Annotated in this window: 20 protein-coding genes; 13 read left to right on the top strand and 7 right to left on the bottom strand. The window is 49.2% G+C overall.

The window, feature by feature from the left end:
• Window positions 1–466: 466 nt before the first annotated feature.
• Both OZ401_RS25625 and OZ401_RS25620 read right to left on the bottom strand, forming a co-directional pair.
• Window positions 467–3,634, bottom strand: a complete 3,168-nt coding sequence (locus OZ401_RS25625; protein WP_341472294.1) for an SUMF1/EgtB/PvdO family nonheme iron enzyme — start codon at window positions 3,632–3,634, stop codon at window positions 467–469.
• A gap of 532 nt (window positions 3,635–4,166) precedes the next feature.
• Entirely contained in the window at window positions 4,167–4,565 is a 399-nt protein-coding gene (locus OZ401_RS25620) for a hypothetical protein (RefSeq protein ID WP_341472293.1), read from the bottom strand.
• A 56-nt stretch (window positions 4,566–4,621) separates the two neighbouring features.
• On the opposite strand from OZ401_RS25620, the gene OZ401_RS25615 reads away from it, so the two are divergent.
• The 6 genes from OZ401_RS25615 (at window position 4,622) to OZ401_RS25590 (ending at window position 7,497) form a co-directional block, all read left to right on the top strand.
• Complete coding sequence (locus tag OZ401_RS25615) at window positions 4,622–4,921, top strand: hypothetical protein (RefSeq protein WP_341472292.1); 300 nt, start codon at window positions 4,622–4,624, stop codon at window positions 4,919–4,921.
• 1 nt (window position 4,922) lies between these two features.
• The gene (locus tag OZ401_RS25610; protein ID WP_341472291.1) at window positions 4,923–5,174 is read left to right on the top strand and encodes a hypothetical protein; all 252 of its coding nucleotides are present in this window, start codon (window positions 4,923–4,925) and stop codon (window positions 5,172–5,174) included.
• Between the two features lie 143 nt (window positions 5,175–5,317).
• The gene (locus OZ401_RS25605) at window positions 5,318–5,971 is read left to right on the top strand and encodes an AAA family ATPase (protein WP_341472290.1); all 654 of its coding nucleotides are present in this window, start codon (window positions 5,318–5,320) and stop codon (window positions 5,969–5,971) included.
• Between the two features lie 90 nt (window positions 5,972–6,061).
• Window positions 6,062–6,337 carry a hypothetical protein gene (locus tag OZ401_RS25600; RefSeq protein WP_341472289.1) on the top strand — a complete coding sequence of 92 codons (276 nt, stop codon included), beginning with the start codon at window positions 6,062–6,064 and terminating at the stop codon, window positions 6,335–6,337.
• A gap of 232 nt (window positions 6,338–6,569) precedes the next feature.
• Window positions 6,570–7,205: an AAA family ATPase gene (locus OZ401_RS25595; protein ID WP_341472288.1), complete on the top strand. Its 636-nt coding sequence runs from the start codon at window positions 6,570–6,572 to the stop codon at window positions 7,203–7,205.
• 55 nt (window positions 7,206–7,260) lie between these two features.
• Complete coding sequence (locus OZ401_RS25590; RefSeq protein ID WP_341472287.1) at window positions 7,261–7,497, top strand: ribbon-helix-helix domain-containing protein; 237 nt, start codon at window positions 7,261–7,263, stop codon at window positions 7,495–7,497.
• Window positions 7,498–7,500: 3 nt separating this feature from the next.
• Here OZ401_RS25590 and OZ401_RS25585 read toward each other — a convergent pair whose 3' ends face one another.
• Together OZ401_RS25585 and OZ401_RS25580 are read right to left on the bottom strand one after the other, a co-directional pair.
• Window positions 7,501–8,787: a pentapeptide repeat-containing protein gene (locus OZ401_RS25585; protein ID WP_341472286.1), complete on the bottom strand. Its 1,287-nt coding sequence runs from the start codon at window positions 8,785–8,787 to the stop codon at window positions 7,501–7,503.
• Between the two features lie 121 nt (window positions 8,788–8,908).
• Entirely contained in the window at window positions 8,909–9,430 is a 522-nt protein-coding gene (locus OZ401_RS25580; RefSeq protein ID WP_341472285.1) for a hypothetical protein, read from the bottom strand.
• 164 nt (window positions 9,431–9,594) lie between these two features.
• Here OZ401_RS25580 and OZ401_RS25575 point away from each other — a divergent pair, with 164 nt between their 5' ends.
• From OZ401_RS25575 to OZ401_RS25550, 6 genes are all read left to right on the top strand, one after another.
• Window positions 9,595–10,206 (top strand): hypothetical protein, encoded by a 612-nt coding sequence (locus OZ401_RS25575; RefSeq protein WP_341472284.1) that lies wholly within the window; start codon window positions 9,595–9,597, stop codon window positions 10,204–10,206.
• Between the two features lie 443 nt (window positions 10,207–10,649).
• Window positions 10,650–11,591 carry an AAA family ATPase gene (locus OZ401_RS25570; protein ID WP_341472283.1) on the top strand — a complete coding sequence of 314 codons (942 nt, stop codon included), beginning with the start codon at window positions 10,650–10,652 and terminating at the stop codon, window positions 11,589–11,591.
• Complete coding sequence (locus OZ401_RS25565) at window positions 11,584–12,027, top strand: hypothetical protein (RefSeq protein ID WP_341472328.1); 444 nt, start codon at window positions 11,584–11,586, stop codon at window positions 12,025–12,027. Before OZ401_RS25570 ends, OZ401_RS25565 begins: the two co-directional genes overlap by 8 nt.
• A gap of 269 nt (window positions 12,028–12,296) precedes the next feature.
• Window positions 12,297–13,244, top strand: a complete 948-nt coding sequence (locus tag OZ401_RS25560) for a helix-turn-helix domain-containing protein (RefSeq protein ID WP_341472327.1) — start codon at window positions 12,297–12,299, stop codon at window positions 13,242–13,244.
• Between the two features lie 114 nt (window positions 13,245–13,358).
• On the top strand, window positions 13,359–16,253 hold the full coding sequence (locus tag OZ401_RS25555) for an nSTAND1 domain-containing NTPase (RefSeq protein WP_341472326.1): 2,895 nt from the start codon (window positions 13,359–13,361) through the stop codon (window positions 16,251–16,253).
• 248 nt (window positions 16,254–16,501) lie between these two features.
• The gene (locus OZ401_RS25550; protein ID WP_341472325.1) at window positions 16,502–19,345 is read left to right on the top strand and encodes an nSTAND1 domain-containing NTPase; all 2,844 of its coding nucleotides are present in this window, start codon (window positions 16,502–16,504) and stop codon (window positions 19,343–19,345) included.
• Between the two features lie 318 nt (window positions 19,346–19,663).
• Here OZ401_RS25550 and OZ401_RS25545 read toward each other — a convergent pair whose 3' ends face one another.
• Window positions 19,664–19,807: a hypothetical protein gene (locus OZ401_RS25545; RefSeq protein WP_341472324.1), complete on the bottom strand. Its 144-nt coding sequence runs from the start codon at window positions 19,805–19,807 to the stop codon at window positions 19,664–19,666.
• 273 nt (window positions 19,808–20,080) lie between these two features.
• On the opposite strand from OZ401_RS25545, the gene OZ401_RS25540 reads away from it, so the two are divergent.
• Complete coding sequence (locus OZ401_RS25540; RefSeq protein WP_341472323.1) at window positions 20,081–20,488, top strand: hypothetical protein; 408 nt, start codon at window positions 20,081–20,083, stop codon at window positions 20,486–20,488.
• A 765-nt stretch (window positions 20,489–21,253) separates the two neighbouring features.
• On the opposite strand, the gene OZ401_RS25535 is transcribed toward OZ401_RS25540, so the two are convergent.
• Both OZ401_RS25535 and OZ401_RS25530 read right to left on the bottom strand, forming a co-directional pair.
• Window positions 21,254–21,427: a hypothetical protein gene (locus OZ401_RS25535; RefSeq protein WP_341472322.1), complete on the bottom strand. Its 174-nt coding sequence runs from the start codon at window positions 21,425–21,427 to the stop codon at window positions 21,254–21,256.
• 825 nt (window positions 21,428–22,252) lie between these two features.
• Window positions 22,253–22,543: a hypothetical protein gene (locus OZ401_RS25530; RefSeq protein WP_341472321.1), complete on the bottom strand. Its 291-nt coding sequence runs from the start codon at window positions 22,541–22,543 to the stop codon at window positions 22,253–22,255.
• Window positions 22,544–22,596: the final 53 nt, after the last annotated feature.

Genomic DNA, 22,596 nt, shown 5'->3' with positions numbered 1-22,596 from the left:
ATGTGCCTGGCGTTTGCACGCGCAGACCAGACCCACCGGCGCTATCCTGCCGCCTTCTCCTCGGACGTGAAACCGTAATCGCACGACATTTCTGGAAGCAAGCTCAACCCCTGAAGGTTGCGCCCTCTGAAGGGTAGGCAGGTCATCGGAACACACCACCAACCGAAACCCAATATTGTTGTTATCGTTGTTAGGGTTGTTGTTGTTGCGGTACGCACAGGACGCATTAGCTTCATTGTTGTTGAAAGACCCGCCCCGCAGAACCTTCCCGGTAGCCTGACCGGGCTAATAAACCCAGCAACCCCATTATATCACGAGCCAATAAGCTGACTACCCCTTTTTCGGGCGGCGCTTCGCGCTTTCGGAATTCTCTTTACTCCTTACCCCCTTGACTTTACCCTTTCCCCAGTTCTTTGGGTTAGTTAATTTAGAGAAAAGAGCGCCAGAGGCTCAGAGTTCAGAGAATTCAGAGTTCAGAGTGGCGCATAGCGGAACACACCACCAACCGAAAACCAATAAAGTAGTCATCGCCGTAAGGGTAGTCGTAGTTGCGGAACACACAGGACGCACGAGCTCCATCGTCGAGGCAAGAACCGCCCCGCAGCACTCGATTGTCCCCGCTCTCGTCCACCCCCACTTCCTCCGGCTCTTTGTACTTATTCAAGCACCACTCCCACACGTTCCCACTCATATCCAGCACCCCAAATGGCGATGCCCCATCCGGGAAGCTCCCCACCGCGCTCGTTGCCCCTATCCCCGTTTCATCTGTATTTCCCTTCGTCCCATCAAACTCGTTCCCATAGGGGTACTTCCGCTCGTCAACTCCCCTTGCCGCATACTCCCATTCTGCCTCCGTTGGCAGCCGTATTTCTTCGTTTACCCCTATCTCTCCCGCTGCTCGGTATTTCACCGTCAACCATCGCGTAAACGCCACCGACTGATACCAACTTACATAGTCTCGCGGTCGGTTGTTCTCTTTCATATAGTCCTGGTCTAGCTTCTGCGGCTGATATTCCTCTGGGAAACCCTCCCACCATTCCGCCTGCTCGTATTCTCCACTCTCCGCAAATGTCTGATACTGCCCGTATGTGATTAGGTACTTCGTCATTCGGTAGCTGTACCCCAACTCCATTTCCCGGCGCGGGTTATCTTCCCAGTCATCTGAACCCATCACAAACTTCCCACCTTCCGACGCTCCTATGTCGCACCATTCTAGTTCTGGCAGTTCTACCTCCCGTCCTGCCAATTTATACGGCTTCGTCCCCACCCCTTTGCGCAGGTCTCCCAACAAGCCCAATGCCCGTCCGCACTCCGCTCGTTCCACCGCTCCCAACGCCTGTACCGTTCCCAGCAAAGCTTTCAGCCATTCCACCATCTTTTTTAGGGTGCTTCGGTCATTGCTGCGTTTGGCTTTTTCCAGCCCACAGATTTCCTGCTCCTGCGCTATCGTTGCTGCCAGCCATATTAGCCACCAGCGCAGGTCTTCCCTTTTTTCAGGTATTTCTTCTTCTTCCAACAAATCTGCCAGTAGTAACCAAATCTCACTTTTCTTCTTCGTATCCGCCAGCACATCCCCCACAAAACAGCACACTACTCGCCACGTTTCCGGCTTTTCCAATAGCTGTGCCTGCACCGGCTTGAAGCTATCGCTGTCCCGACATAGCTTCACCAGATGTACCGCCGCTAGATACTCTTGAAAGCTTCGGTGGGCATAGTGAAAGATTTCTTCTTCTCCTCGCTGTCCCGGCGCTACCAGCACCCCTGCGTTTTCGCACAAATATGGGATTAGTTCCGCCGCTACCTCTCGTCCCAATGGTTTGAGATGTTTGTACAACAAGCTTTCATCTATCTCTGCCGCTTGTTCCCTTCCTTCGCTACTCCCCTGCACTGCATATGCCAAGGCTGCCAATCGCCCGTATAAGTCCGCTACGCTTTTATCCCCCAGTATCTCCACCAGTGATGGTGAACCCGGTTTGCTCTTGCCCCACCGTTCCAACAGCAGCAGGATGCTCTCCCGGTACAATGCCCCCTTTCGACTTGGCAACCCGTCTTCTCCACCCTTCAGATACAAGGTTGCCATCAAAGTCACGAACAAGGGGCGGTCTTTCAACTCATCATCTATTTCTTCTAGCTGCTCGTTCAGCGCCTCCGCCTTTGCCTGCGCTTCTTCCTCACTCAAGCCCATTGCTCGATATAGGCGGCTGGCTAATTCTATCCGGTGTTCTTCTTCAAATTCGCTTATTGTCACCGCCTCATAGTCGGGCAAGCTCCAACCCTGATAGGCATAAGGGCGGCTGGCGACGATTACCCGGCTGCCTGCAAAGCGAGTGTGCAAACTCTGCGCCAAGTTGATTATTTGCGTCTGCCGTTCTTTGAGTTTGCCTTCCGGGTAGGGTACTTCGTCCAGCCCGTCCAGTATTAGCAGGGCGTGTCCTTGTTCCAAGTCATATTCAAGCTCAGAGGCATAGGTTTCCAATCCCTCGCCCAATAGCTCCCCTTCGATGTATTTCCATAGGTGTTGGGCGGTTGCCGGTTCGCTTATCTTCGAGGGAAAGTAGGTTGATGCCACAAAGCGGCGCAGTTCAACGTACACCGGCGTTAATGCCCCGTGTGTCCAGTTCTCTAGCGAGTTCAGATTGGCAGCCCGATTCCAGCCCTCAATCCCCGCCCCTGCCAAGCACAATGCCAGATACTTCACGAAGGTGCTTTTCCCGCTGCCCGGCGCTCCCAAGATTACCAACCGGTCACACCCTGCCGCTAAATGCGTCAGGTGCAAATGGGTCTGGTTTTCTTTGACCCCGTTGTTCCAAGGATTATTCCAAGAATATTTCTCATCAGGTTTTGCATGAGGGTTTTCTTCCCGATAGCGTGCTATCTCTTCATCCACTCCCCCGATTAGAACCTCAAAGGGAGAGCGTTCGTAGCCCATTTCCTCCACTCTGGTGCGCTTCGGCGCTTTGTCCTCACCCGGCAACTCGCGTGCAGGCTGGTCACTTCGCGAGAGCCACCAGTCAATCACCCGCCAATCCTTCACCTCTAGGCTGATACTCAAAGCTGTGGGCGAGTCCACGTACACTTTCTCCAGTTCGATGCCACGCTTCTCTGCCTCGTTTACGTGCGCCAAGTTCAGCAGCCCTACCCGCTCTGCCAGCTTTTTCAGGTAGCGCTGGTGCAGGGCGTATTCCTGTGTATTGCGCTCCTTACGACGGTCGTGCCGTGTTACCCGCAAGCCCTGCGCTTCCAGACCCTTCCGCAGCTTCTCCAGATTTTCCTGCCAGCGCGTCACATCCGTGAAATCTTCTAAGTGCTGTTCCCCCGGTAGTCCCAAATCCGCTATTGCGGCGCTGGCGCTCTCCACTTTCTCCAAGATTATTGGGAATATAGGCTTCTTAAATTCCAATGCCTTGCACACTTCGTACCTTATAGGCTCGGACTGACACGCTGCCGGAGAGATACACAGAATTACCCCTTCGCATTGCTCCAATCCTGCGTCAATTCTAGCCTTCCAGCTTGGGTCGCCCAGATGAATGTCCTCCCGGTCGAACCACAGGCGGTAGCCAGTTTCTTTCAACTTCTCCATCAAGGGCGCGACTACGGTTGTTCCCCGTTTGTATGAGATGAAAAGGGTTGGCATAGTTTCTCGTTGTTTTCGATTATTAGCTTTAAAGGTTGAGTTATTACTGATTCCGAGTGTGGCATTCCTGATATACCAAAGGTATCAAAAAAGACGCTTAAAATCAATGAAATCTATGCGCACTGTACCCTCCCCTATCGCCCCTTTGCCCCTGTCAAAATGCTTGTGTGTGCGGATATTCGCACTCACACACGCTCAGTTGGTCTGCGGAGTTGCCACACGCTTAATCCGCTCGCTACGGACACCTACATCAAAGATAATCCACTGGTGAGCAAATGGTTTGCTACTACTTGGGAAACTTACGAGAGATTTCAGGAAAAAGCGGTTCTTCTTCATTTTATGTTGAGGAATTGAAACCTAAATCTTCCATGATGTATAATCCTTCTCAGATAAAAGTCAGATTGAGCCTAATTCCCATTGAGAAATTGAAACAACCGGGACAACATATAGCAGAGTCTCGAATACCTTGTGCCGGCTGATTACGAGTATCAGCAGAAAGAACTAAGTCGAGCTACCAGCTTGGAACTGGCGGTCAGGAAGGAGATACGCGCCGAAGCGGAATTGCATCGGGGTATCTGTCTGCACCGTAACTACTGCCCCTTCGCATCTGACTGTCCTGAACTGGTAGCGTACAAAAAGACACAGACAATTCAACGACAGGGGTTAGCACCACCGCCCAAAACTGCCCTGCCAATACCAACCCATATTCCTGAGCAACCTTACGCCGAGGTGTGATATGCAGAGCGAAGCGAGAGCCTTCCCCACACTTAAAGAGGCTATCCGTGTCGCTACCACCGAACACAGTATTGACTACTACCACAAGAACCGGATATTCGTCGCCGTTCATCGCGTGCCGGGCAAAAGCACTTGGATGATGATGACCTTTAGCTTCGGTGACCCACCCGTTGTAACCGACGAGCAGTACGAGCATTATGAACCGGTGTGGGAGGTCGTCGCATACTTTCACCGTGACCGCTGGACATGGACATGCCTATTTCCAAACGAAGATATGGGGGAGCTACCAAAATGATTGGCGTAATGCTGAAGAAGAAATTCGATACGATTGGAGCCGCTATCTACGCCGGTCAGCACCGTTACAACACCAAGATGAACCGTCACCACAAGATGCGCATTGCCGTTCGATGTGTAGAAGGGCAGTGGGAGGTAGACCCTGTACCATCTTTCATGTATTTCGAAGAAGGGCATATGGGCTGGCGCATCGTATCCCACAATGACGGGGAGGAATGGCATCAGGACACCGAGTACATCAAGCGCCTTGAAGGTTAGATTGAGCCTAATTCCGATTGAGGAAGGAAACTCAATAAAGACAAGTTTGGGTCATTTACCGCAGCCGGGAAGAAGTGGTTCTTCTTCATTTTATGTGGTAGCCTTTCAGAACCAAGCTTCTCTTGAGTCTACAGATTTGATTAACAGCTTTAGTCTGACATTCGTACCGCATAAATTGGCGATGAACCGCTTTTCCCCGAAATCTCGTAAGTTCCCCACCGTTGGCATCCTGAGAATGACCGAAAGGTTTTGAAATCCCAAGAAAATAACCCCTTGACGATTAATAATGTGCTTGTATAATTTGTATATCAAATGATATACATTAGATATTGTTAGAAATACAAAAGACAGCGTTAAGATATATAATCGCTATTCCACATTATAGGAGATTTCTACATGATTCTGACCGTTGGCAACACAAAAGGTGGTGTAGGAAAATCCACACTAGCTGTCAATCTTGCTGTAGCGCGTGCCGCTGCTGGCTATGATGTTCTACTGGTAGATGGAGACGAGCAGGCTACAGCAACCATTTTCAGCGATACCCGCGCCGAGGAACTGGGCAGCACTGGTTATACCGTTGCCAGCTTGCGCGGTAAAGCATTGCGCGACCAGGTGCAGAAATTCGCTCCCAAGTATGACGACATCATTATAGATGTGGGAGGACGTGATACCGGCAGCTTACGAGCAGCCCTAACCGTTTCTGATATTCTCCTTATTCCTATCAGACCACGCAGCCCGGATTTATGGGCACTTGATGATATTACTCCGCTAATAGAAGAAGCCCGACTACCTAATCCTAACTTACGTGCCCTCGTTGTTATCAACGCAGCAGACGCACGCGGAAAGGACAACAAGGAAACCGCCAAAGTGGTTCAAAAGCGGGAAGCGGTCGAGTTGCTAAACCTCACCATAGGAAACCGCAAGGTGTTTTCTGATGCTCTCAGTTATGGTCGAGCTGTGACGGAATATAAGCCAAGTGACACCCAAGCCATCGAAGAATTACAACGCCTGATTGAGCTTTTATACATCAAAGAAAATGCAAAGGTTTAATTTACAAAAGTAATCTAATGTATATCAAATGATATACATAATTATGCTAAGCGATATACAAACGCAATCTTTAAGAATGGAGTGGAAACAATGGCAATCCGAGAAAGAACTCCCAGTAATCAGAATAAAACCACCCAGCAAGATGAAGAAAAACGCGCCAAGCTGGCAGATGCTTTTATTTCCAATGCAGGTAATACCCCAGCAGCAGAGGAAGAGGAAGAAGGTCGCACGCCGGTACTTGTACGCTACAATAAACAGATTTTGAAAAAGATAGATGCAGCCGCCAAACGGCGTGGACTTAGCCGTAGCGCGTGGATACAATACGCTGCCAGTCGTATGTTGGATATGGAAGAAAAAGACCTATGACCCCAGTGCAACGCGGGAAATAACGGATGCAAGCTGAGGGATAACAGGTAGCCCGTGTAAGCTACCTGTTACTATCTGGGGGTTATGCAAAAACCCCCAATGTAATTGATTATACCCCACCACTTCAGTAAGGAAAGCCCACTGTAATAAAGTTGACAACAATAGCATAGAACTATTACAATGATATTGTTATCATATCTATTCAATACTGTTTTAATATAAGGATAATATCATGATACTGACCGTTGGTAATACCAAAGGTGGGGTAGGTAAAACTACTCTTGCCGTGAATATCGCTATTGCCAGAGCGTTGGCCGGTAGTGATGTGCTGCTGGTGGATGGCGATGAGCAAGGCACTTCCGTAGCTTTCACCGAACTACGCACCGAGAAGCTGGGCGAGCCGGGTTATACCGCAGTGAGCCTTCAAGGGGGAGCTATACGCACCCAAGTGCGCCAGCTTGCCAGCAAATATGACGACATTGTGATTGATGTGGGTGGCAGGGATACCGGTAGTATCCGAGCGGCTCTGCTGGTTACTCACAAGTTGCTAGTACCAGTGCAACCTCGTTCCTTTGATTTGTGGGCAATGTACCAAGTTGCCGAACTGGTGAAGGAAGCCCGTGAATTGAATACCGATTTGGCAGCTCTAGCGCTTTTGAATATTGCCGACTCACAAGGGCGTGATAACGAGGAAGCACTGGAGGCAGTCCGAGAGATTGAAGGGCTGCAAATGCTGGGTGTGACTATTGGCAGGCGCAAGGCTTTCCCAAACGCTGCTGCGGCTGGTCGTTCTGTACTGGAGCAATCTCCAAAGGATGCGAAGGCGGTAGAGGAACTACAGGCTGTTATAAGGGCAATTTACAATTAAAACAATATCATAGTGATAGCTTATAAATATCATAATAATTGTGGAGTAATAGCATATGGCAATTGCGAAAAGACCGGGAGCTGGCAGCAAAGTTACAAGCAAAGAACTGGCAGAGGAAGAATTTATAGGGGGTTCAGGAAAGCCGAAGAAGGAAGCCAGAGCCAAGAAGGTAGGGTTTATGGTCTATTTCGACCCAGAAGTATTGGAGCGGGTCGACGCTGAGGCGAGGCGTTCTGGTTTGAGCCGTAGTAGTTGGGTACAACATACTGCGATAAAGGCGCTGGAAGAGTAACTATTACAAACCATTATCCTGATTCGCAAACTCGTCAATACTTTTCACTGGCATTCGCTGAGCCTTTGTCTCAATTAACTCATTGTGTTTCTTGATAGCAGGTTCTATGATGGCTTTTTCTAGATTAGCAATGAGCTTTTCCTGTGTATCGTACTCTATAACATCTAGTATCCAGCGATATTTATTTTGTAAGTCAGCGAGCATCGCAAAAGGCTTTTCTTGTCTGCCTTGCTCATCGTAACCCTTTTGGATGATAGGAGCGAAGGGTATCATATAATCCGGTACCAGTGCTTGTAACTCAAGAGGCGTAGATTTTGGGTTGGTTATATCCGCGATAATGAAGCGGCACATTCCCGCCAGAGTTTTGATAGTCTCAGTGAAGTCTCTGTCGGTGGGGCGTTCGAAATCGAATACTATTGGTAGAAAACCAAGTCTGGTAAGCTTTTCCCGAAGCGCATTTAACACAGCTTTTCTCTCAGGCAGATTAAATCTACCTAGTATCAACACTGCTTTTTTACCTATAGTGTTAATAACATCGCGGATTTTTTCGTTATTGAGCATCAGGTAAATGAATTGAGCTACTTCTAGTCCGTCAACAGTAATAATTGGCTCGTTGTGCTTGCTAATAATAAGCCCTGATTGTTCTGCACCTGAAAGTTTTACATCCCAGCAGTTTACACCATAAATTTTACATCCAGTTAGAGTTGCGTTTTCTAGATTTGTTCCTACTAAATCACAACTCTGTAGGTCAGCACCGCTCAGGATAGCACCGCTCAAGTTAGCCCATTCTAAGCTAGCACCGCTCAGGATAGCACCGCTCAAGTTAGCGCCACGCAGGTTAACAAAGTTCAGGTTAGCACTGCTCAGGTTAGCACCGCTCAAGTTAGCATCACGTAGGTCAGCCCCGCGCAAGTTAGCATTTCCCAAATAAGCACCAATTAGGATAGCACCGCTCAGGTTTGTATCCATGCTCAGGTCAGCATAGCTCAGGCTAGCCCTGCGCAGGTCTGCATCTCTCAGGTCTGCACCGCTCAGGTCTGCCAAACTCAGGACAGCACCGCTCAGGTCTGCCAAACTCAGGACAGCACCGCTCAGGTCTGCATCTCTGAGGTCTGTATTTCTCAAGGCAGACCCTTCTAGGTCAGCTCCACTCAGGATGGCTTTTCTCAGGCTAGCCCTGCTCAGGATAGCCTTTCTCAGGTCAGGTCGAATATCTCGTTTTTCTTCTCTCCACTTATTCCAAGTTTCAACGCCTTGCTTTAAGATGCTTAGATGTTCTTCGTTCGCCATATTCCCCTACCTGCTAAGAACTAAAGCTACAACAAATAGTCACTAATATCGGAATAAACAACGCGATTCCAATAAAGCAGAGGAACTATTACACAAAACGCTATATTGCATTAGCCTATGGCTATCTGACCACTAGCGCCACCAAGGCAGCCACCAGCGCCAGAAATAGCACAGTTGCTATAAGTATTGCTATCCAACGATTAGTGCGTCTTAAATCCCCTTGCAAACTGGCTTTGTCATTCTCTAATGTGGCTATTCTCTTTTCCACCTGCTGGAGTTGTCCGGTTAATTGTCCTATCTCTTGGCGGTCCGTAGCCCGCCCTTCTTGGAGTCCATCAATACGGACTAACAAACCCTCTCGTTCTTCCTCTAGTTTTGTAATAGCTGCTCGCTGCCCTTCGATTACCGCCACTATCGCGCTTTGATTACCATTGTTATTGTTAGGGTTATCGGAGTTTGTTAGACCTCCAGCGCTGGCAATCTGTAGCACTTCCCACATTTCCACCGTCCAAGTTTGCTGATTACGAATAATGTCGGAGCGGACTGTAGTCAGCTTTCCAGCCTTATTCCAATTCCTGATGCTATTCGGATGAATACCAGCTTCCTTTGCGGCTTCTGTGAAAGTCAATCGGCGCATATCCATAACTCATACACCTTGTTTTACCATGTTGTGGTAGTGAAAATGGCAAAAAACCATGGAACTGTGCTATACTAAAATTTAAGGGCAGTGCTTTGGACACTACCCCACAGCCCGGAAAGAGTCACCAAACCGGGCATAGGTTCATTTTAGCAGAAAAGAGTCACTATATGTTTGAAATCACCGCTATTTTGCTGAGCCTACCCCTTGTTTTGGCTGCTGGAGCCGGATTGATATTCCTCATGGACTACACCCGACAACAAGCCCATATTCGCGCTAAGGATATGCTAAAGACACAAGCCGAGGTCTATACCCTTGCAAGGGATGCTTTAGGCAATCTACCCGGCATATACCTGCCAGAGGAGAAGCGAATCTTAACCGCACCGGCTGGCAACTCAGCGCCACAGTACCCTGCACTCACGCACTATGCGCCACACACCACCACCACCCTGAACGGCAAGCCTTTGAATGTGGGGGGAGCTGGAGCAGACCAGCGTTCAATACAAATCAATAGCTGGTTGAAGCCTGCTACCCATCCGGCAGAGGGCGAACCACCCGAAGCCGATACAGAAGAAGGAAATTTCAACTTTGAGGAATCGGCACAACTACAGCAACCAGCATCAGTATTGCCATCACCGGAGCCAGAACCGACACCCGAAGTAGCAGCAAAGCACCTGTTAAACACCGGGCTAAGTCTTATGCAGGTGTCCGCAGCGACCGGATTAAGCGTGTGGCAGGTCCGCAAGGCTAAAGCAGAATTGAGCGTGAGTGACCTTGTGTGAGTGTGTGTGTGCGGTATTTAGGGGCTTTCTGGAGACATATGGGCGATAGGGGAGGGGCTTCTGTACAAATACCCTCCATGTAGCACTCTCCCCGAAAACCTACCTACTCCCAAAGAGAGTATCAAGCAGTTACAGGCGAAAGAGGAAAAGCGGCGGAGGCGGGGTTCTCAATTGTCGCTGTTCGAAGAATAATCGAAATGCACATTACAACCGCTAGCCTCATTTTCTGGAATTATTCTTTTCAATAATTCTTGAATTCCAGAAAACAATAATTCTTTATTTGTTTATTTCAAGAATTCTTGAATTTTATTATCTAGAAATTTAGAAGGCTTTTAGCAGACAAAATATTGGCAGAATACTTGCTCGGTTTCCCTATTGACAGGTTAAGAGACATGTCTTTATACTGGTGATAATAGTGTCTATTTACGACTAAGAAAGGGATTATGGATAAGCTTCTCACCACCGAGCAGGTTGCAGAACGTCTTAATGTGCATGTTAACACAGTATTGCGCTTTATAAAAGATGGCAAGCTGCCAGCCGCAAGAGTTGGCAAAGAGTACCGAATTAAAGAAAGGGTCTTATTAGCCTTTATTGGGGACGGTCCAGCGCCACATACCGGTGCTTTGGTGATAGCAGTTGCAAACCAGAAGGGTGGCGCAACCAAAACCACCACATCGGTCAACTTAGCGGCAAGTCTGGGTAAAGAGGGCAAGAAGACGCTATTGGTGGACCTTGACCCGCAAGGTGGCTGTGCCGTCAGTTTAGGGTTGGATACTTCCGAGCTTAACCTGACCATCTACGATGTGCTGGTAAAAAGAGACCTTGATATTTCCAAAATAATAATGGAAACAGACTACCGCTTTGAATTGGCTCCATCTAATATTGACCTAGCCGGAGCGGAAGTAGAGCTTATGCAAATTCTTTCAAGGGAAGGAATCTTAAAGCGTCGGATGGAATCCATTCGGAACAGCTACGATTACATCATTATTGACTGTCCTCCTAGCCTAGGTATTCTAACCGTTAATGCGCTCACCGCTGCCGATACCGTGCTTATTCCAGTAGCTTGTGAATATATGGCGCTACGGGGGCTTAAAATGCTGTTTGACACCATCTCAAACGTCCGGGCAGCTACCAACCCGAACCTGAATATCACCGGCATACTTGCCACTAAATATGATGCCCGCACCCTAAATAGTCGAGAGATACTCGAATACTTACAGGCATTGTGCAAGCGAGAAAACATTCGGATGTTTGAGCCAGTGGTCAATTCATCAGTCCGTTTCATTGAATCACCCAGATATGCCAAGCCATTAGTCAACATGCACCCTGAACTAGATGGCGCGAAAGCTTACCAGTTGGTAGCACAGGAAATAATAAATGGCTAATAAGCGACCACCGGTAATATTTAATGAGTTAGAGAAACCAAAAGGCAAGAACGCCATTTTGCGCTCTCCTGCAGAAATCGCCGCAGATAACGAACTCATAGATGAAGGCTTCGAGACGGTTCAAGATTTCAAGAATTCCATAAATCAAGAAAACAAGATTTCTGGAAATCAAGAAAATGCTGCTAGGAAAGCTGAGCAGGAAAAGGCTGCTATCCGAGCGTCTTATCCGAAAGCGACTTACAGATTAAGCCCGGAAGCTGTAGAAGCTATAGAAGACATTAAACGCATCATACGCCGCAAGTATAAGGGGAAAATTCTTCTTGAAGAAGTGGTAGAAGAGGCTGTTTTAGCCGCTTATCGAGATTTAACCGAAAACGGAGATTCAAGTTTTCTGGTTAACAAGTTTTCTGGAAATCAAGAAAACAAGATTTCTTGAATTCTTGTTGCCCAGAATTCTGGGTGACGCTATTTTCTATATCTATAGGATGTAAACGAAAGAAACAAAAAAAGTCGGTCAGTGACCGGACTCTAAAAACTCTATAAAAACAGAAAATCCCCTCCACGCCTGCAAGCACTGGGGATTTCCAAACAAGTCATAGCCCTCACAGGGAGAACTTTATTTTCTTTCTAATGCTTTTCACATTAGTGACATTAGGAGGATAGCATAAGGGGTTCTCCAATGTCAAGAGCTAAGGAGAATTTTTTATGCCTTTTTCACAGAAAATACAGGCTCAGTCTGACGCTGAGGATACTTTTGAACCGACCTCTTCTCAATCAGAACACTTTGTACAAATTCCGGTCAATATAATTGCGAACCCGAATATCACTCCGGCAGCTCTCAAGCTTTATTTGGTGCTGATGGCTTACTGCGGCGCTAAATCCTGTGCATGGCCCTCTCAGGCTCGTCTGGCGGAGGAAATGCACATCACTGAAAGACGGGTACGCGACCTGTTGAAAGAACTAACAGACGAAGGGCTGATAACGGTGGCACATCACACCGGCGCTACCAACACCTATTACGTGGATAAGCATAGGGTGAAGAAGCAACCACTAAGGGTTGTACAACCGGAAATATATTTCCGGGGTGAGGAAGAAAAATGCCGGGGGGATAGGAAATATACTTCCGCTGATATATATGATTTAAAACATGTGTGTGAAGAGCCACTTTCTGAAATCGCTTTTAGCGAAATCGAAGACACTCAACCAGAGTATGCCACTCCTTTACCGGAAGTTTCGTTTCCTGACCCCACAGAGGAAACGAGTGAGATTAGAGCTTTATTGGCACCCTCCGGTTTGTCAGAAAGCCTTATCCAAGAGTTAGCAGTATTCGTGACCAGCAAGAATCGGGGTGTTGAGTATGTCAGGCGCATAGTACAGGCAAGCCAAGTATCCGGTATCCACAACCCCCCCGGTTATATTCGCTATATGCTGCTGAACGAGGCTGAGCCGATGCCCGCAAAGGAGAGCAAGCCGGTCAAAGAGAGCCTAGCGCGTAAGAGCCAATCTAAGAGTCCAACGGCTATAGATTTTTCCAAGTACACCACCGGCAAATACGCCTACCTGACGAGGGCAAGGGTTACGGAAACGCCGTTGCTAGGAGAGGACAGAGGGCAGTTTGTACCGGAAACGCATGGTTACGCACCACAGCTTTAGTTTACTTTGCTGGCAAGCTGATAAAGGCGTTTGGAGTAGTAGAAAAGACTTTGAGCTTGCGCTATAATTAAACCGCAGTTGCGTTACAGCTAAACTTCATGCTGGAGAATGTTAATGCCAGAAAACCCACCTCTTTTCAGAGTATTTGTATCCTCACCCGGAGATGTGCCGGAAGAACGACAGGCTGTACTGGAAGTAGTGGAGGGTCTGCCCAACCGTCCCCTTTTACGTGAAAAGGTGAACTTTCGAGTGGTGGCATGGGACAAGCCAGGAGCTGGTACGGCTATGCCTGCCAATATGTCTCCACAGGAAGCGATTAACGCCGGGCTACCCAAACCCTCTGAATGCGACATTGTGGTGGTAATTCTGTGGTCGCGAATGGGAACGCCTTATAAGCATAACGATGGGGTGGATTACCTCTCCGGCACTCATTACGAACTGCTAGATGCCCTAAGCAACCCCCAGACCTTTACACTAATCTACCGCCGTGACGAGAAAAAGCTATTTGAGGCTGACGATGATGAAGGCATAGCGCAATACAAGAAGGTACAAAACTTCTTCGACAGTGAATTGTTCAAAAATCCCGCCATCAGACAAATTCGGCGCAGCGTGAAAAAATACGCCAGCCCTGCTAAGTTCAAAAAAGAATTTGAGACCGACCTAGAAGACATCGTAAAACGCTTGTTGGAGCGTCCGCCTGAGCGTCCGGTTGCGCCTGTTATAAAGCCGAATGAGCCTGTCATCACCACTAAAAAGTGGGAAGGTTCGCCCTTTCCCGGCTTACGCGCTTTCCGGCGAGCCGATACCCCCATCTTCTTCGGACGTGAGACGGAAACCGATGCACTGGTCAAGCGGGTAAAAGAGAGCCGCTTCGTGGCAGTGGTGGGCGCATCGGGCAGCGGCAAATCATCGTTGGTGGGAGCAGGCTTGTTGCCTCGCTTAGCCGCGAACGCTATCAGTGATGCCGATACCGGAAGTAAGGACTGGTTGCTGCCCGATTATGAGCAGGGCAAGGGTTGGAACGGGTTGCGCTTTACACCCGGAGAGCTGGGCAATGACCCCTTTCTGGCGCTGGCGGTGAAGCTTGCCCCGCTGTTGGACGAAGAGCCTCACCCGTTGGCGCAGAAGTTAGTGCAATCGCCACAGGAAGCTGTAAAGCAGTTGCTACGGGTGCTGGCGGATAAGCCGGAATGGGCGGAGATATTGCTGTTCATTGACCAGTTCGAGGAACTGTTTGCTCCGACACAGAAAGATTCGGTGGAACCCTTTGCCCGGATGTTAAGCGCCTTGGCTGAGCAGCCTCGCTTACGGGTGGTGGTTACAATACGCCATGACTTTGTGCATCGCGCCGTTGAAAACCCCCTGCTGGCGGAGTTACTCAATCAGGGTACATTTTATCTCTCTGCGCCCACCCATGCTGCTTTGTCTCTGATGATTGAGCGTCCGGCGGAAATAGCCGCGCTGGAATTTGCGCCCGGACTACGCGCCGATATATTGCATGATATGGGCAGCGATGCGGGTTCGTTGGCGTTGCTGGCGTACCTGCTGGACGAACTGTATAAGGTTGCAGACACCCGACACGACCGTTGCCTGACTTATGCGGATTACAACGCGCTGGGTGGAGTAAAGGGCGCAATCGGCAGGCGAGCGGAGCAGACTTTCGAGAAGTTGCCGGGCCAGGAAGAAGCCAAAAAGCAGTTGCTGGGTCAGGTCTTCCGGGAACTGGTGGAGGTGGATGAGCGCGGCACTGCCACCCGCCAACGCGCCGGGTATGACCGTTTTGGGGCAGAGGAAATGGCGCTGGTAGAGGCATTTACCAAAGCACGATTGCTGGTAATGGACAAAGCGCAGGTGGAAGTAGCGCACGAAGAGTTGTTCCGAAGCTGGGAGCAGTTGAAAAAATGGATAGAGGATTATCGGGATGATTTGCTACTGCGGCGGCAGGTGCAGAACGGAGCGGCGGAGTGGGCAAGGCGGGGCAAACCCGACTCGTGGTTGTGGCTGAACGAACGGCTAGAGCCAGTGTATGCGATGCAGAAACGGTTGGAGTGGACCCCGGAAGCAACCGAGCTTGCCTTCATCGAGCCGGAACAGGCGCGACTTTTGCGGGAAAAAGACAAGCTGACTACCACACACGACCGCCGAGATGAGATTGGGCGGCGGTTGGGGGTTATAGGCGACACGCGGCAGGGAGTGGGTGTGCGGGAAGATGGCACACCCGCTATAGTGTGGCTGCCCGTTGCGCCGGGTGGGGAAGTGAAAATAGAATACAAAAAAGAAAGTTTCAAGGTAGAACCTTTCTATATTGCTCAATACCAAGTAACCTATGCTCAGTACAGGGCTTTCGTACAAGCACCGGGCGGATATCAGAACCCGGAGTGGTGGCAGGGCTTTCCGAAGAAATACCAGCCTCAAGAGTTACGCAACCAAAGTACCCGCTTGACGAACTACCCACGCGATACTATTTCGTGGTATCAGAGCGTGGCGTTTACGCGCTGGGTGAATAGTCGTCTGCGCGGTCTGGAATTGGCACAACCGGGCGGTGGGAGCAAGCCTTTAGTGGTGGGAGGAAACGCGCAGATACGGCTGCCGACCGAGTGGGAGTGGCAGTGGGCAGCGCAAGGTGGCGAGGAAGAACGCAAATACCCGTGGGGTGGGTGGCAAGAGGGTTACGCTAATACCGAGGGAGCGGGCTTGAACCGAGTAACGGCAGTGGGAATGTATCCGCAGGGAGCGGCGAAATGCGGGGCGTTAGATATGAGCGGGAACTTGCGCGAGTGGTGCTTGAACAAGTACCAGAAGCCGGAGGAAGTGGCGGTGGACGATAGTGACGACTCTCGAGTGGTGCGAGGTGGCTCTTTCGGCAGCACTCTTGCCCTTGCGTCCTGTGTGTACCGCGGTAGCAGCGGCGCGGACAGCGGTCTCAGCGGTTTCGGTTTTCGGGTGGTGTTGTGTGAAACTAGCTCATATGATGCTTTACACATTCCTTCAGTACTATTTGCCGAATAACTGAGCTAAAAACAATTTTATTAGCCTCAAAAACATGCTATTTTCGGCAAACGCTGGTGAAGATATATGTAAAGTATGTTGTGAGCTAGTCTGATGTTGTGTAGGCGGTACTCTGAAATCTCTGAATTCTGAGCCTCTGGCGTTCTTGCAGGAGCGGCTTGGCTAAGGCGAAATGGAAAAGGCTTTGAGCGTGCGCTATAATTAAACCGCAGTTGCGTTACCACTAAACTTTACATTGGAGAAGGTTGATGCCAGAAAAGTTACCACCACCACCTCTTTTCAGAGTGTTCGTATCCTCACCCGGCGATGTGCCAGAAGAACGACAAGCTGTGCTGGAAGTGCTGGAATGGCTGCTGAACCGCCCTGTGTTCCGTGAAAAACTGAGTTTCCGTCCGGTGGCATGGGACAAGCCGGGTGCAGGTGTGCCGATGGATGCCAGAATGACTCCGCAAGAAGCGATTGACGCTGGGCTACCCAAACCCTCTGAATGTGACATTGTGGTGGTGATATTGTGGTCGAGGATGGGTACCCCTTTTAGTTATAAAGGAGTAGATTATCTTTCCGGTACTCATTACGAACTGCTGAACGCGCTGAACAATCCCCAGACCTACCCACTCATCTATCGCCGCACCGAGAAAAAGCTGTTTGATTCTGACGATGATGAAGGTATCGCCCAAGATAAGAAGGTAAAGAGTTTTTTCAAGAGCGACCTGTTCTATGATTCCGCTACCGGACAAATCCGGCGCGGGGTCAACAAATACAAGAGTCCTGCCGACTTCAAGAAACAATTTGAAACCGACCTCGAAAGTACCGTGCTGAAACTGCTGGAACGTCAGGCTGCTCAGCCACTGTCAATTCTATCCCCAAATCTTGCACCTGAAACGCAGATTATAGCCACTAAGAAGTGGGAAGGCTCGCCCTTTCCGGGACTACGTTCCTTCAAGAGAACCGATGCGCCCATCTTCTTCGGGCGAGAAGCGGAAACCGATGCGTTGGTGCGGAAGGTGGTGGAGAGCCGCTTTGTAGCGGTGGTGGGGGCATCTGGGAGTGGGAAATCATCGCTGGTGGGGGCAGGGCTATTGCCACGACTGGAAACGAACGCTATTCCGGGTAGCAAGGACTGGCGGGTGGTGCAGTTCACGCCGGGAAAAGAGCCGTTTGATGCTTTATTCGATGGCATCAACAAGAGCTTTGCGCCCTTGCCCAAGGACAAGCAAGCCTTCGTGGAAGAAATAACCCGCAATCCGGCAACGTTAGGTAAGCTGCTCAATACCGCACTGGAGAGCGCCAAAGCACCGGAATGGGCGGAAGTGCTGCTGTTCATAGACCAATTCGAGGAATTGTTTACGCTGTCACAGAAAGATACGATTGAACCTTTTATTCAGATGCTAAGCGAATTGGCGGAGCATCCCAGCATGCGGGTGTTGGTAACAATAAGGCACGACTTTGTACATCGCGCCATCGAAAATCCCATACTGGCTGAACTGTTGAACAAGGGTACTTTCTACCTGTCTGCGCCAAATCCGGGTGCATTGTTGCAGATGATAGAACGCCCGGCGGAAATGGCGACTCTGGAATTTGAACGAGGACTACCCTCACTGATTTTACGAGACACCGGGAGTGAGGCAGGCTCGCTGGCATTGTTGGCATATCTTTTGGATGAGTTGTACAAGATAGCGATGACGCGAGGGGACAACCGCCTGACCTATGCGGATTACGAGGCGTTAGGAAAGGTAGAAGGGGCAATTGGGAAGAGGGCAGAGCAAGTTTTCGAGAAGCTACCGGGCGAGGAAGCGGGAAAAACACGGTTGTTGGGGCAGGTATTCCGGGAACTGGTGACAGTGGAAGAAGTGAAAGGACAGTTTGCGGCAACGCGGCAGCGGGTACGGCACGACTGTTTTGGGGCAGAGGAATTGGCGCTGGTGGAGGCTTTTACGCAGGCGCGGTTGCTGGTGAAGGACGAAACTCAGGTTGAGGTAGCGCACGAGACTTTGTTCAGGAGTTGGGGGCGGTTGCAGAAATGGATAGAGGAATACCAAGATGACCTGATTCTGAGGCGGCAGGTGCAGAACGGAGCGGCAGACTGGGTGTGGCAGGGCAAACCGGAGGCGTGGCGCTGGTCACAGGAGCGGTTGTTGATGGTATATGCGATGCAGGAACGGTTGAAATGGAAACCTAACCCGCTCGAAGAAGATTTCATTGAGCCTGAGCAGGAGCGATTGCTGCGAGAAACAAATCTGTTGCGAACCAGCCATCTGCGCCGGGATGAGATAGGGCGAAGATTGAGTGTAATCGGGGACACGCGGAGGGGGATAGGAGTGCGAGAAGACGGCACGCCGGAGATAGCGTGGATGGCGGTAGCGCCGGGCGGGAAGCTGGAAATAGAGAAGGAGAGTTTCAAGGTAGCGCCGTTTTACATCGGGCAATACCAGATAACCTATGCCCAGTATGAGGCGTTTGTGAAAGCGGCGGACGGCTACCAGAACCGGGAGTGGTGGCAAGGCTTTCCCAAGGATTACCAGCTGGATGAACCGCGCACCAAAGCGTGGAACAACCCGCGCGATACTATCTCGTGGTATCAGAGCGTAGCATATGGGCGGTGGTTGAATAAGCGGTATAGGGGCTGGCAATTTCCGGATGTGGGCGATTCTCAGGGCAAGCTTTTAGTAGTAGGTGAAAACGCGCAGATACGGCTGCCTACGGAATGGGAATGGCAGTGGGCGGCGCAGGGGGGCGCGGAAGCGCGGGAGTACCCATGGGGCGAGGAGTGGCGAGAAGGCTATGCCAATACCGCAGAGGCGGGGCTGAACCGGGCGGTGGGCGTGGGCATGTACCCGCAAGGGGCGGCGAAATGCGGGGCGTTGGATATGAGCGGAAACTTGTGGGAGTGGTGCTTGAACAAGTATGGGAAGCCTTCGGAAGTGGTGGTGGATGGTAGCGGAGATAGTCGAGTGCTGCGGGGCGGGTCTTTCAACTCCAATGTAGCTATTGCGTCCTGTGTGTTCCGCGTCAACTTCAACCCTGTCAACGATTACGACTATTTTGGTTTTCGGGTGGTGGTGTCGTCCTCTATGCGCCCCTCTGAACTCTGAATCCTCTGAACTCTGAGTCTCTGGCGCTCTTTCCTCTAAATTAACTAACCCAAAGAACTAGGGGTAGGGAAAGGTCAAAGGGGTAAGGAGTAAAGAGAATTCCGAAAGCGCGAAGCGCCGCTCCAAAAAGAGGTAGTCAGCTTATTGGCGCGTGGTATAAAAGCCACTAAATTCTCTCAACTGTGTACGAAAAGCCCTTCCGGTAGCTGCGTAGTACAATACCGCCAGCATGGCGGTATTTGGAGGTATTATCATTACACAAGGTTATGCAATCTGGGCTGATTGGGGGTAAATCCAAGACTCTTGACAAGCGAAATGTCAGGCTGTAAAGTACCACTGAGCAAATAGAACAAAAGTAGCGTGGCACGCAGATGCTAGTAACATCGGCGCACCACTAACCCATTCCTGGTTCTGGCAGGATAGGGCTGTCGCGATTTTATCACACCACGTTCTGTTTTTCACAGAGCGTAACTCCTCTTCCGGCAGCTTATCCTGATATTATTCAAAGTTTTGAGTGGTATCCCATAGCCCTTGTGGCTATTGGAGTATTACCCATGGCTCTGGATACTCTTGGGTAACTGCTTTTTCTGTTTCTGCCACAGTTCGTTAGCCTACCCTATGACCGGATAGTATCCGTTCCAACGGGCGCTACCAGTCAAGGGTGGGTTTCTTAAGTTTGCCTGGGACAAAAAAGACTTTAGCAAAAACTTCACAAGTAACAGAGGAGAGAAACAGATGCCCGAAAGAATTAGATTTAAGAACCCGAAGACTTTTAGCACGCTACTGCGTATCGTGAGTAGCTATGAACCCGAAACCTATAAGAATGAGACGGATTATAACGAGCTAATGTATATGGTGAATAATCATTACAAAATTGGTCATGTTACGCCTGTAAAAAACGGTTTTGTACTTGATAGATTAGATTTTTTTCAAGTTTCTAAAGTAACACGTACGATAGAACTTACGGGTATGTTTAAGGTCAACGAAGTTACAGGCTATGAGGATGGCATGAGAATAACTTTTGAAACTTTTGAAAAGGTTAGAAAGGTTGAATATACTGTTGAGCTTAGCGTTAAGCAGTTTCTCACCTTGTGGCATCAAGCTATACAGATGCACTTTGATGAATTTGAAGAGGACGAGTGAGGCCACAAAGCGAATTGGGGCGGTTAAATAGAATAATAGCAATTGTGCTGCCTCTGGCGTTGTGGGCTGTCTTAGAGGCTTTAGTGGGCAGATGAAATGTTCTTCGATGTGGGAATTAAGGACGAAAGTGCAAAAGCACGCTGTGACGTGGCCTAGTGTGCAAAGTAATCCTATGTTCTAAACCTTCTTGAAAGCCGCTTCCGGGCTGATAGGCACACGCTGCTTCTTCGGCGCAGGCGGCACACTTTTATCCTCGGCAGAGGGAGGGGAATTGGATTCACTAAGTTCTGGAGGTGGGAAGAGCGGGGGTTGCTGATTAAGCTGTTGAGAAGAGTTTGCCGCCGCCGGTGCGTTAGCACCATTAACAACTAATTCTTTAACTGAGTCTTATTAGTGTTGCTGTGTGCAACAACGTATTTCTAGGAACCGGAAGAAGAGTGTAAGTGTTGGAACTATCTGCTAATCCATTCTCACTTCTTCTTCCAGAAGTCACTTTTATGAGCTGGGTTTCTTCGAGGACTTTTAGGGTCAGCCACCAAAACTTAGCTGGCTATTGAAGTACCACTTCAAAAAGTCCGAATATATAAAATTTTCTGGGCAGGTTCATTCTCGCGGGTCGCTCTTTCTCAAAAGCCCTATGGGGTATATGGCAGGGTAGTGGTGGTGAGAATTACCAATTAAAGCTGCTCGGTGGGGGCCAACTGGAACACCCTTAGCATTTTAATGCTTTGGTGGTCTATGCTTCCAAACAAAGAATTTTGCCTATCAAAAATACACATGTGGGAAAATAATCTTTAATTTTGAAGGGATAGATAGCAATTCTGGTTGTTGCTCGGTAGAGAGCAGTGAAAAAGAGCGAATGGTGCTGGAGAAGGGCGAAGTGCCGCCACGTTTCTCTGGGTTTTCTAAGCCAACCGTCTTATTAACCTTACATCTCACTTTTGAGCATGCCTAGGATTTTAAACTAAGGTCAAAATAATAAGCAGCGAATTGTATTATAAACACGCATACTAGCTATGCCAAAATTCCACTTTTTTAATACATTAATTGCACATCGTGATAATGTAAACCTTTCATAGCTTTAAAAAACACTATAGAGTAAAACTATTTGAATCTTTCACACCCATATATTTTTATTGCATATCGCCACCCTTATATATGATGCACTTGTCTTATGGTTGATATGCCTATAATACAATTGTCGCAAATCCTGCGTTCAAATCCGGGGATGGGTCAGGTGGGGTAATTGGCTCTACGTGAACGAAGCTTGCCCAAAACCGTTAGATTGTTTTGAGGTTTAGCTAGCTATTTCCATACCAACGCTGCAAACGTATAGCCGGCAATCACTTTTCCAAGCAACGTGTGATCCACTTAGCAATAACTGCCCTCCATATGGAACACGGTTAAGTTGCTCCAATCTGGCTTATCATCATCCCGGCGTATCGTTACCTTGTGAGAGAGAAGCAGTACATCATGAGTACAGACTAGCTCATATGATGCTTTACACATTTCTTCAGTACCCTTTGCCGAATAACTGAGCTTAAAACAATTTTGTCAGACTCAAAAACATGCTATTTTCGGCAAACGCTGGTAATATTTCATAGCCTTTCACATGCCTGGTATTGTGGGTTTTTTCATGCGCCTAGTTACTCTTTATCCTCTATAGGATATTATGGGGAAGTCACTAAATTAGTGGTAGGCGGTAGGAGAAACGTGACAACAAAAAAGCCTGAACAGTAAGGCTCAGGCTTTGGAATGTGCTGTTCACCGCCCTACGCTTTCAATCAGGCGGTTTAATTCGCCGGTTCCAAACTGGCGGTTGCTGCGCACCACCATCGCTTGCAAGCTATTAATATGGGTGCGAGCTGCTTCAATCTGGTCATCCCCTACCCCCAGTTCTTCGAGCATCTGGCGAACTTCATCGCTGGTAAATACTACGCCATCCGGGCTAGGATTCCCCATTTCCAGCACCAATCTCAAGGCAGTTATCACATTTGTGATACTGTAAAGATTGGTTTGTAAATCTTCTATCATCAGCGTTAAACGGCTTACCATTGGTTGATTTCCCCTTTCTTCTCCCGGTAACACTTTACCGGATAACCTTCTTG

This window comes from Candidatus Chlorohelix allophototropha (assembly GCF_030389965.1).
GTDB classification, from domain to species: domain Bacteria; phylum Chloroflexota; class Chloroflexia; order Chloroheliales; family Chloroheliaceae; genus Chlorohelix; species Chlorohelix allophototropha.
The sequence above is the reverse complement of the archived record's forward strand: the minus strand, read 5'-3'. Positions and strand labels throughout refer to the sequence as shown.

What these genes read in the sequence shown, in the direction of transcription:
- OZ401_RS25620 (WP_341472293.1), bottom strand. Translation starts at nt 4,565, where the DNA reads ATGCTCGTACTGCTCGTCGGTTACAACGGGTGGGTCACCGAAGCTAAA.
- OZ401_RS25605 (WP_341472290.1), top strand. Translation starts at nt 5,318, where the DNA reads ATGATTCTGACCGTTGGCAACACAAAAGGTGGTGTAGGAAAATCCACA.
- OZ401_RS25555 (WP_341472326.1), top strand. Translation starts at nt 13,359, where the DNA reads ATGCCAGAAAACCCACCTCTTTTCAGAGTATTTGTATCCTCACCCGGA.
- OZ401_RS25575 (WP_341472284.1), top strand. Translation starts at nt 9,595, where the DNA reads ATGTTTGAAATCACCGCTATTTTGCTGAGCCTACCCCTTGTTTTGGCT.
- OZ401_RS25570 (WP_341472283.1), top strand. Translation starts at nt 10,650, where the DNA reads ATGGATAAGCTTCTCACCACCGAGCAGGTTGCAGAACGTCTTAATGTG.
- OZ401_RS25625 (WP_341472294.1), bottom strand. Translation starts at nt 3,634, where the DNA reads ATGCCAACCCTTTTCATCTCATACAAACGGGGAACAACCGTAGTCGCG.
- OZ401_RS25530 (WP_341472321.1), bottom strand. Translation starts at nt 22,543, where the DNA reads ATGGTAAGCCGTTTAACGCTGATGATAGAAGATTTACAAACCAATCTT.
- OZ401_RS25580 (WP_341472285.1), bottom strand. Translation starts at nt 9,430, where the DNA reads ATGGATATGCGCCGATTGACTTTCACAGAAGCCGCAAAGGAAGCTGGT.
- OZ401_RS25585 (WP_341472286.1), bottom strand. Translation starts at nt 8,787, where the DNA reads ATGGCGAACGAAGAACATCTAAGCATCTTAAAGCAAGGCGTTGAAACT.
- OZ401_RS25550 (WP_341472325.1), top strand. Translation starts at nt 16,502, where the DNA reads ATGCCAGAAAAGTTACCACCACCACCTCTTTTCAGAGTGTTCGTATCC.
- OZ401_RS25595 (WP_341472288.1), top strand. Translation starts at nt 6,570, where the DNA reads ATGATACTGACCGTTGGTAATACCAAAGGTGGGGTAGGTAAAACTACT.
- OZ401_RS25560 (WP_341472327.1), top strand. Translation starts at nt 12,297, where the DNA reads ATGCCTTTTTCACAGAAAATACAGGCTCAGTCTGACGCTGAGGATACT.
- OZ401_RS25565 (WP_341472328.1), top strand. Translation starts at nt 11,584, where the DNA reads ATGGCTAATAAGCGACCACCGGTAATATTTAATGAGTTAGAGAAACCA.
- OZ401_RS25615 (WP_341472292.1), top strand. Translation starts at nt 4,622, where the DNA reads ATGCCTATTTCCAAACGAAGATATGGGGGAGCTACCAAAATGATTGGC.
- OZ401_RS25540 (WP_341472323.1), top strand. Translation starts at nt 20,081, where the DNA reads ATGCCCGAAAGAATTAGATTTAAGAACCCGAAGACTTTTAGCACGCTA.
- OZ401_RS25600 (WP_341472289.1), top strand. Translation starts at nt 6,062, where the DNA reads ATGGCAATCCGAGAAAGAACTCCCAGTAATCAGAATAAAACCACCCAG.
- OZ401_RS25590 (WP_341472287.1), top strand. Translation starts at nt 7,261, where the DNA reads ATGGCAATTGCGAAAAGACCGGGAGCTGGCAGCAAAGTTACAAGCAAA.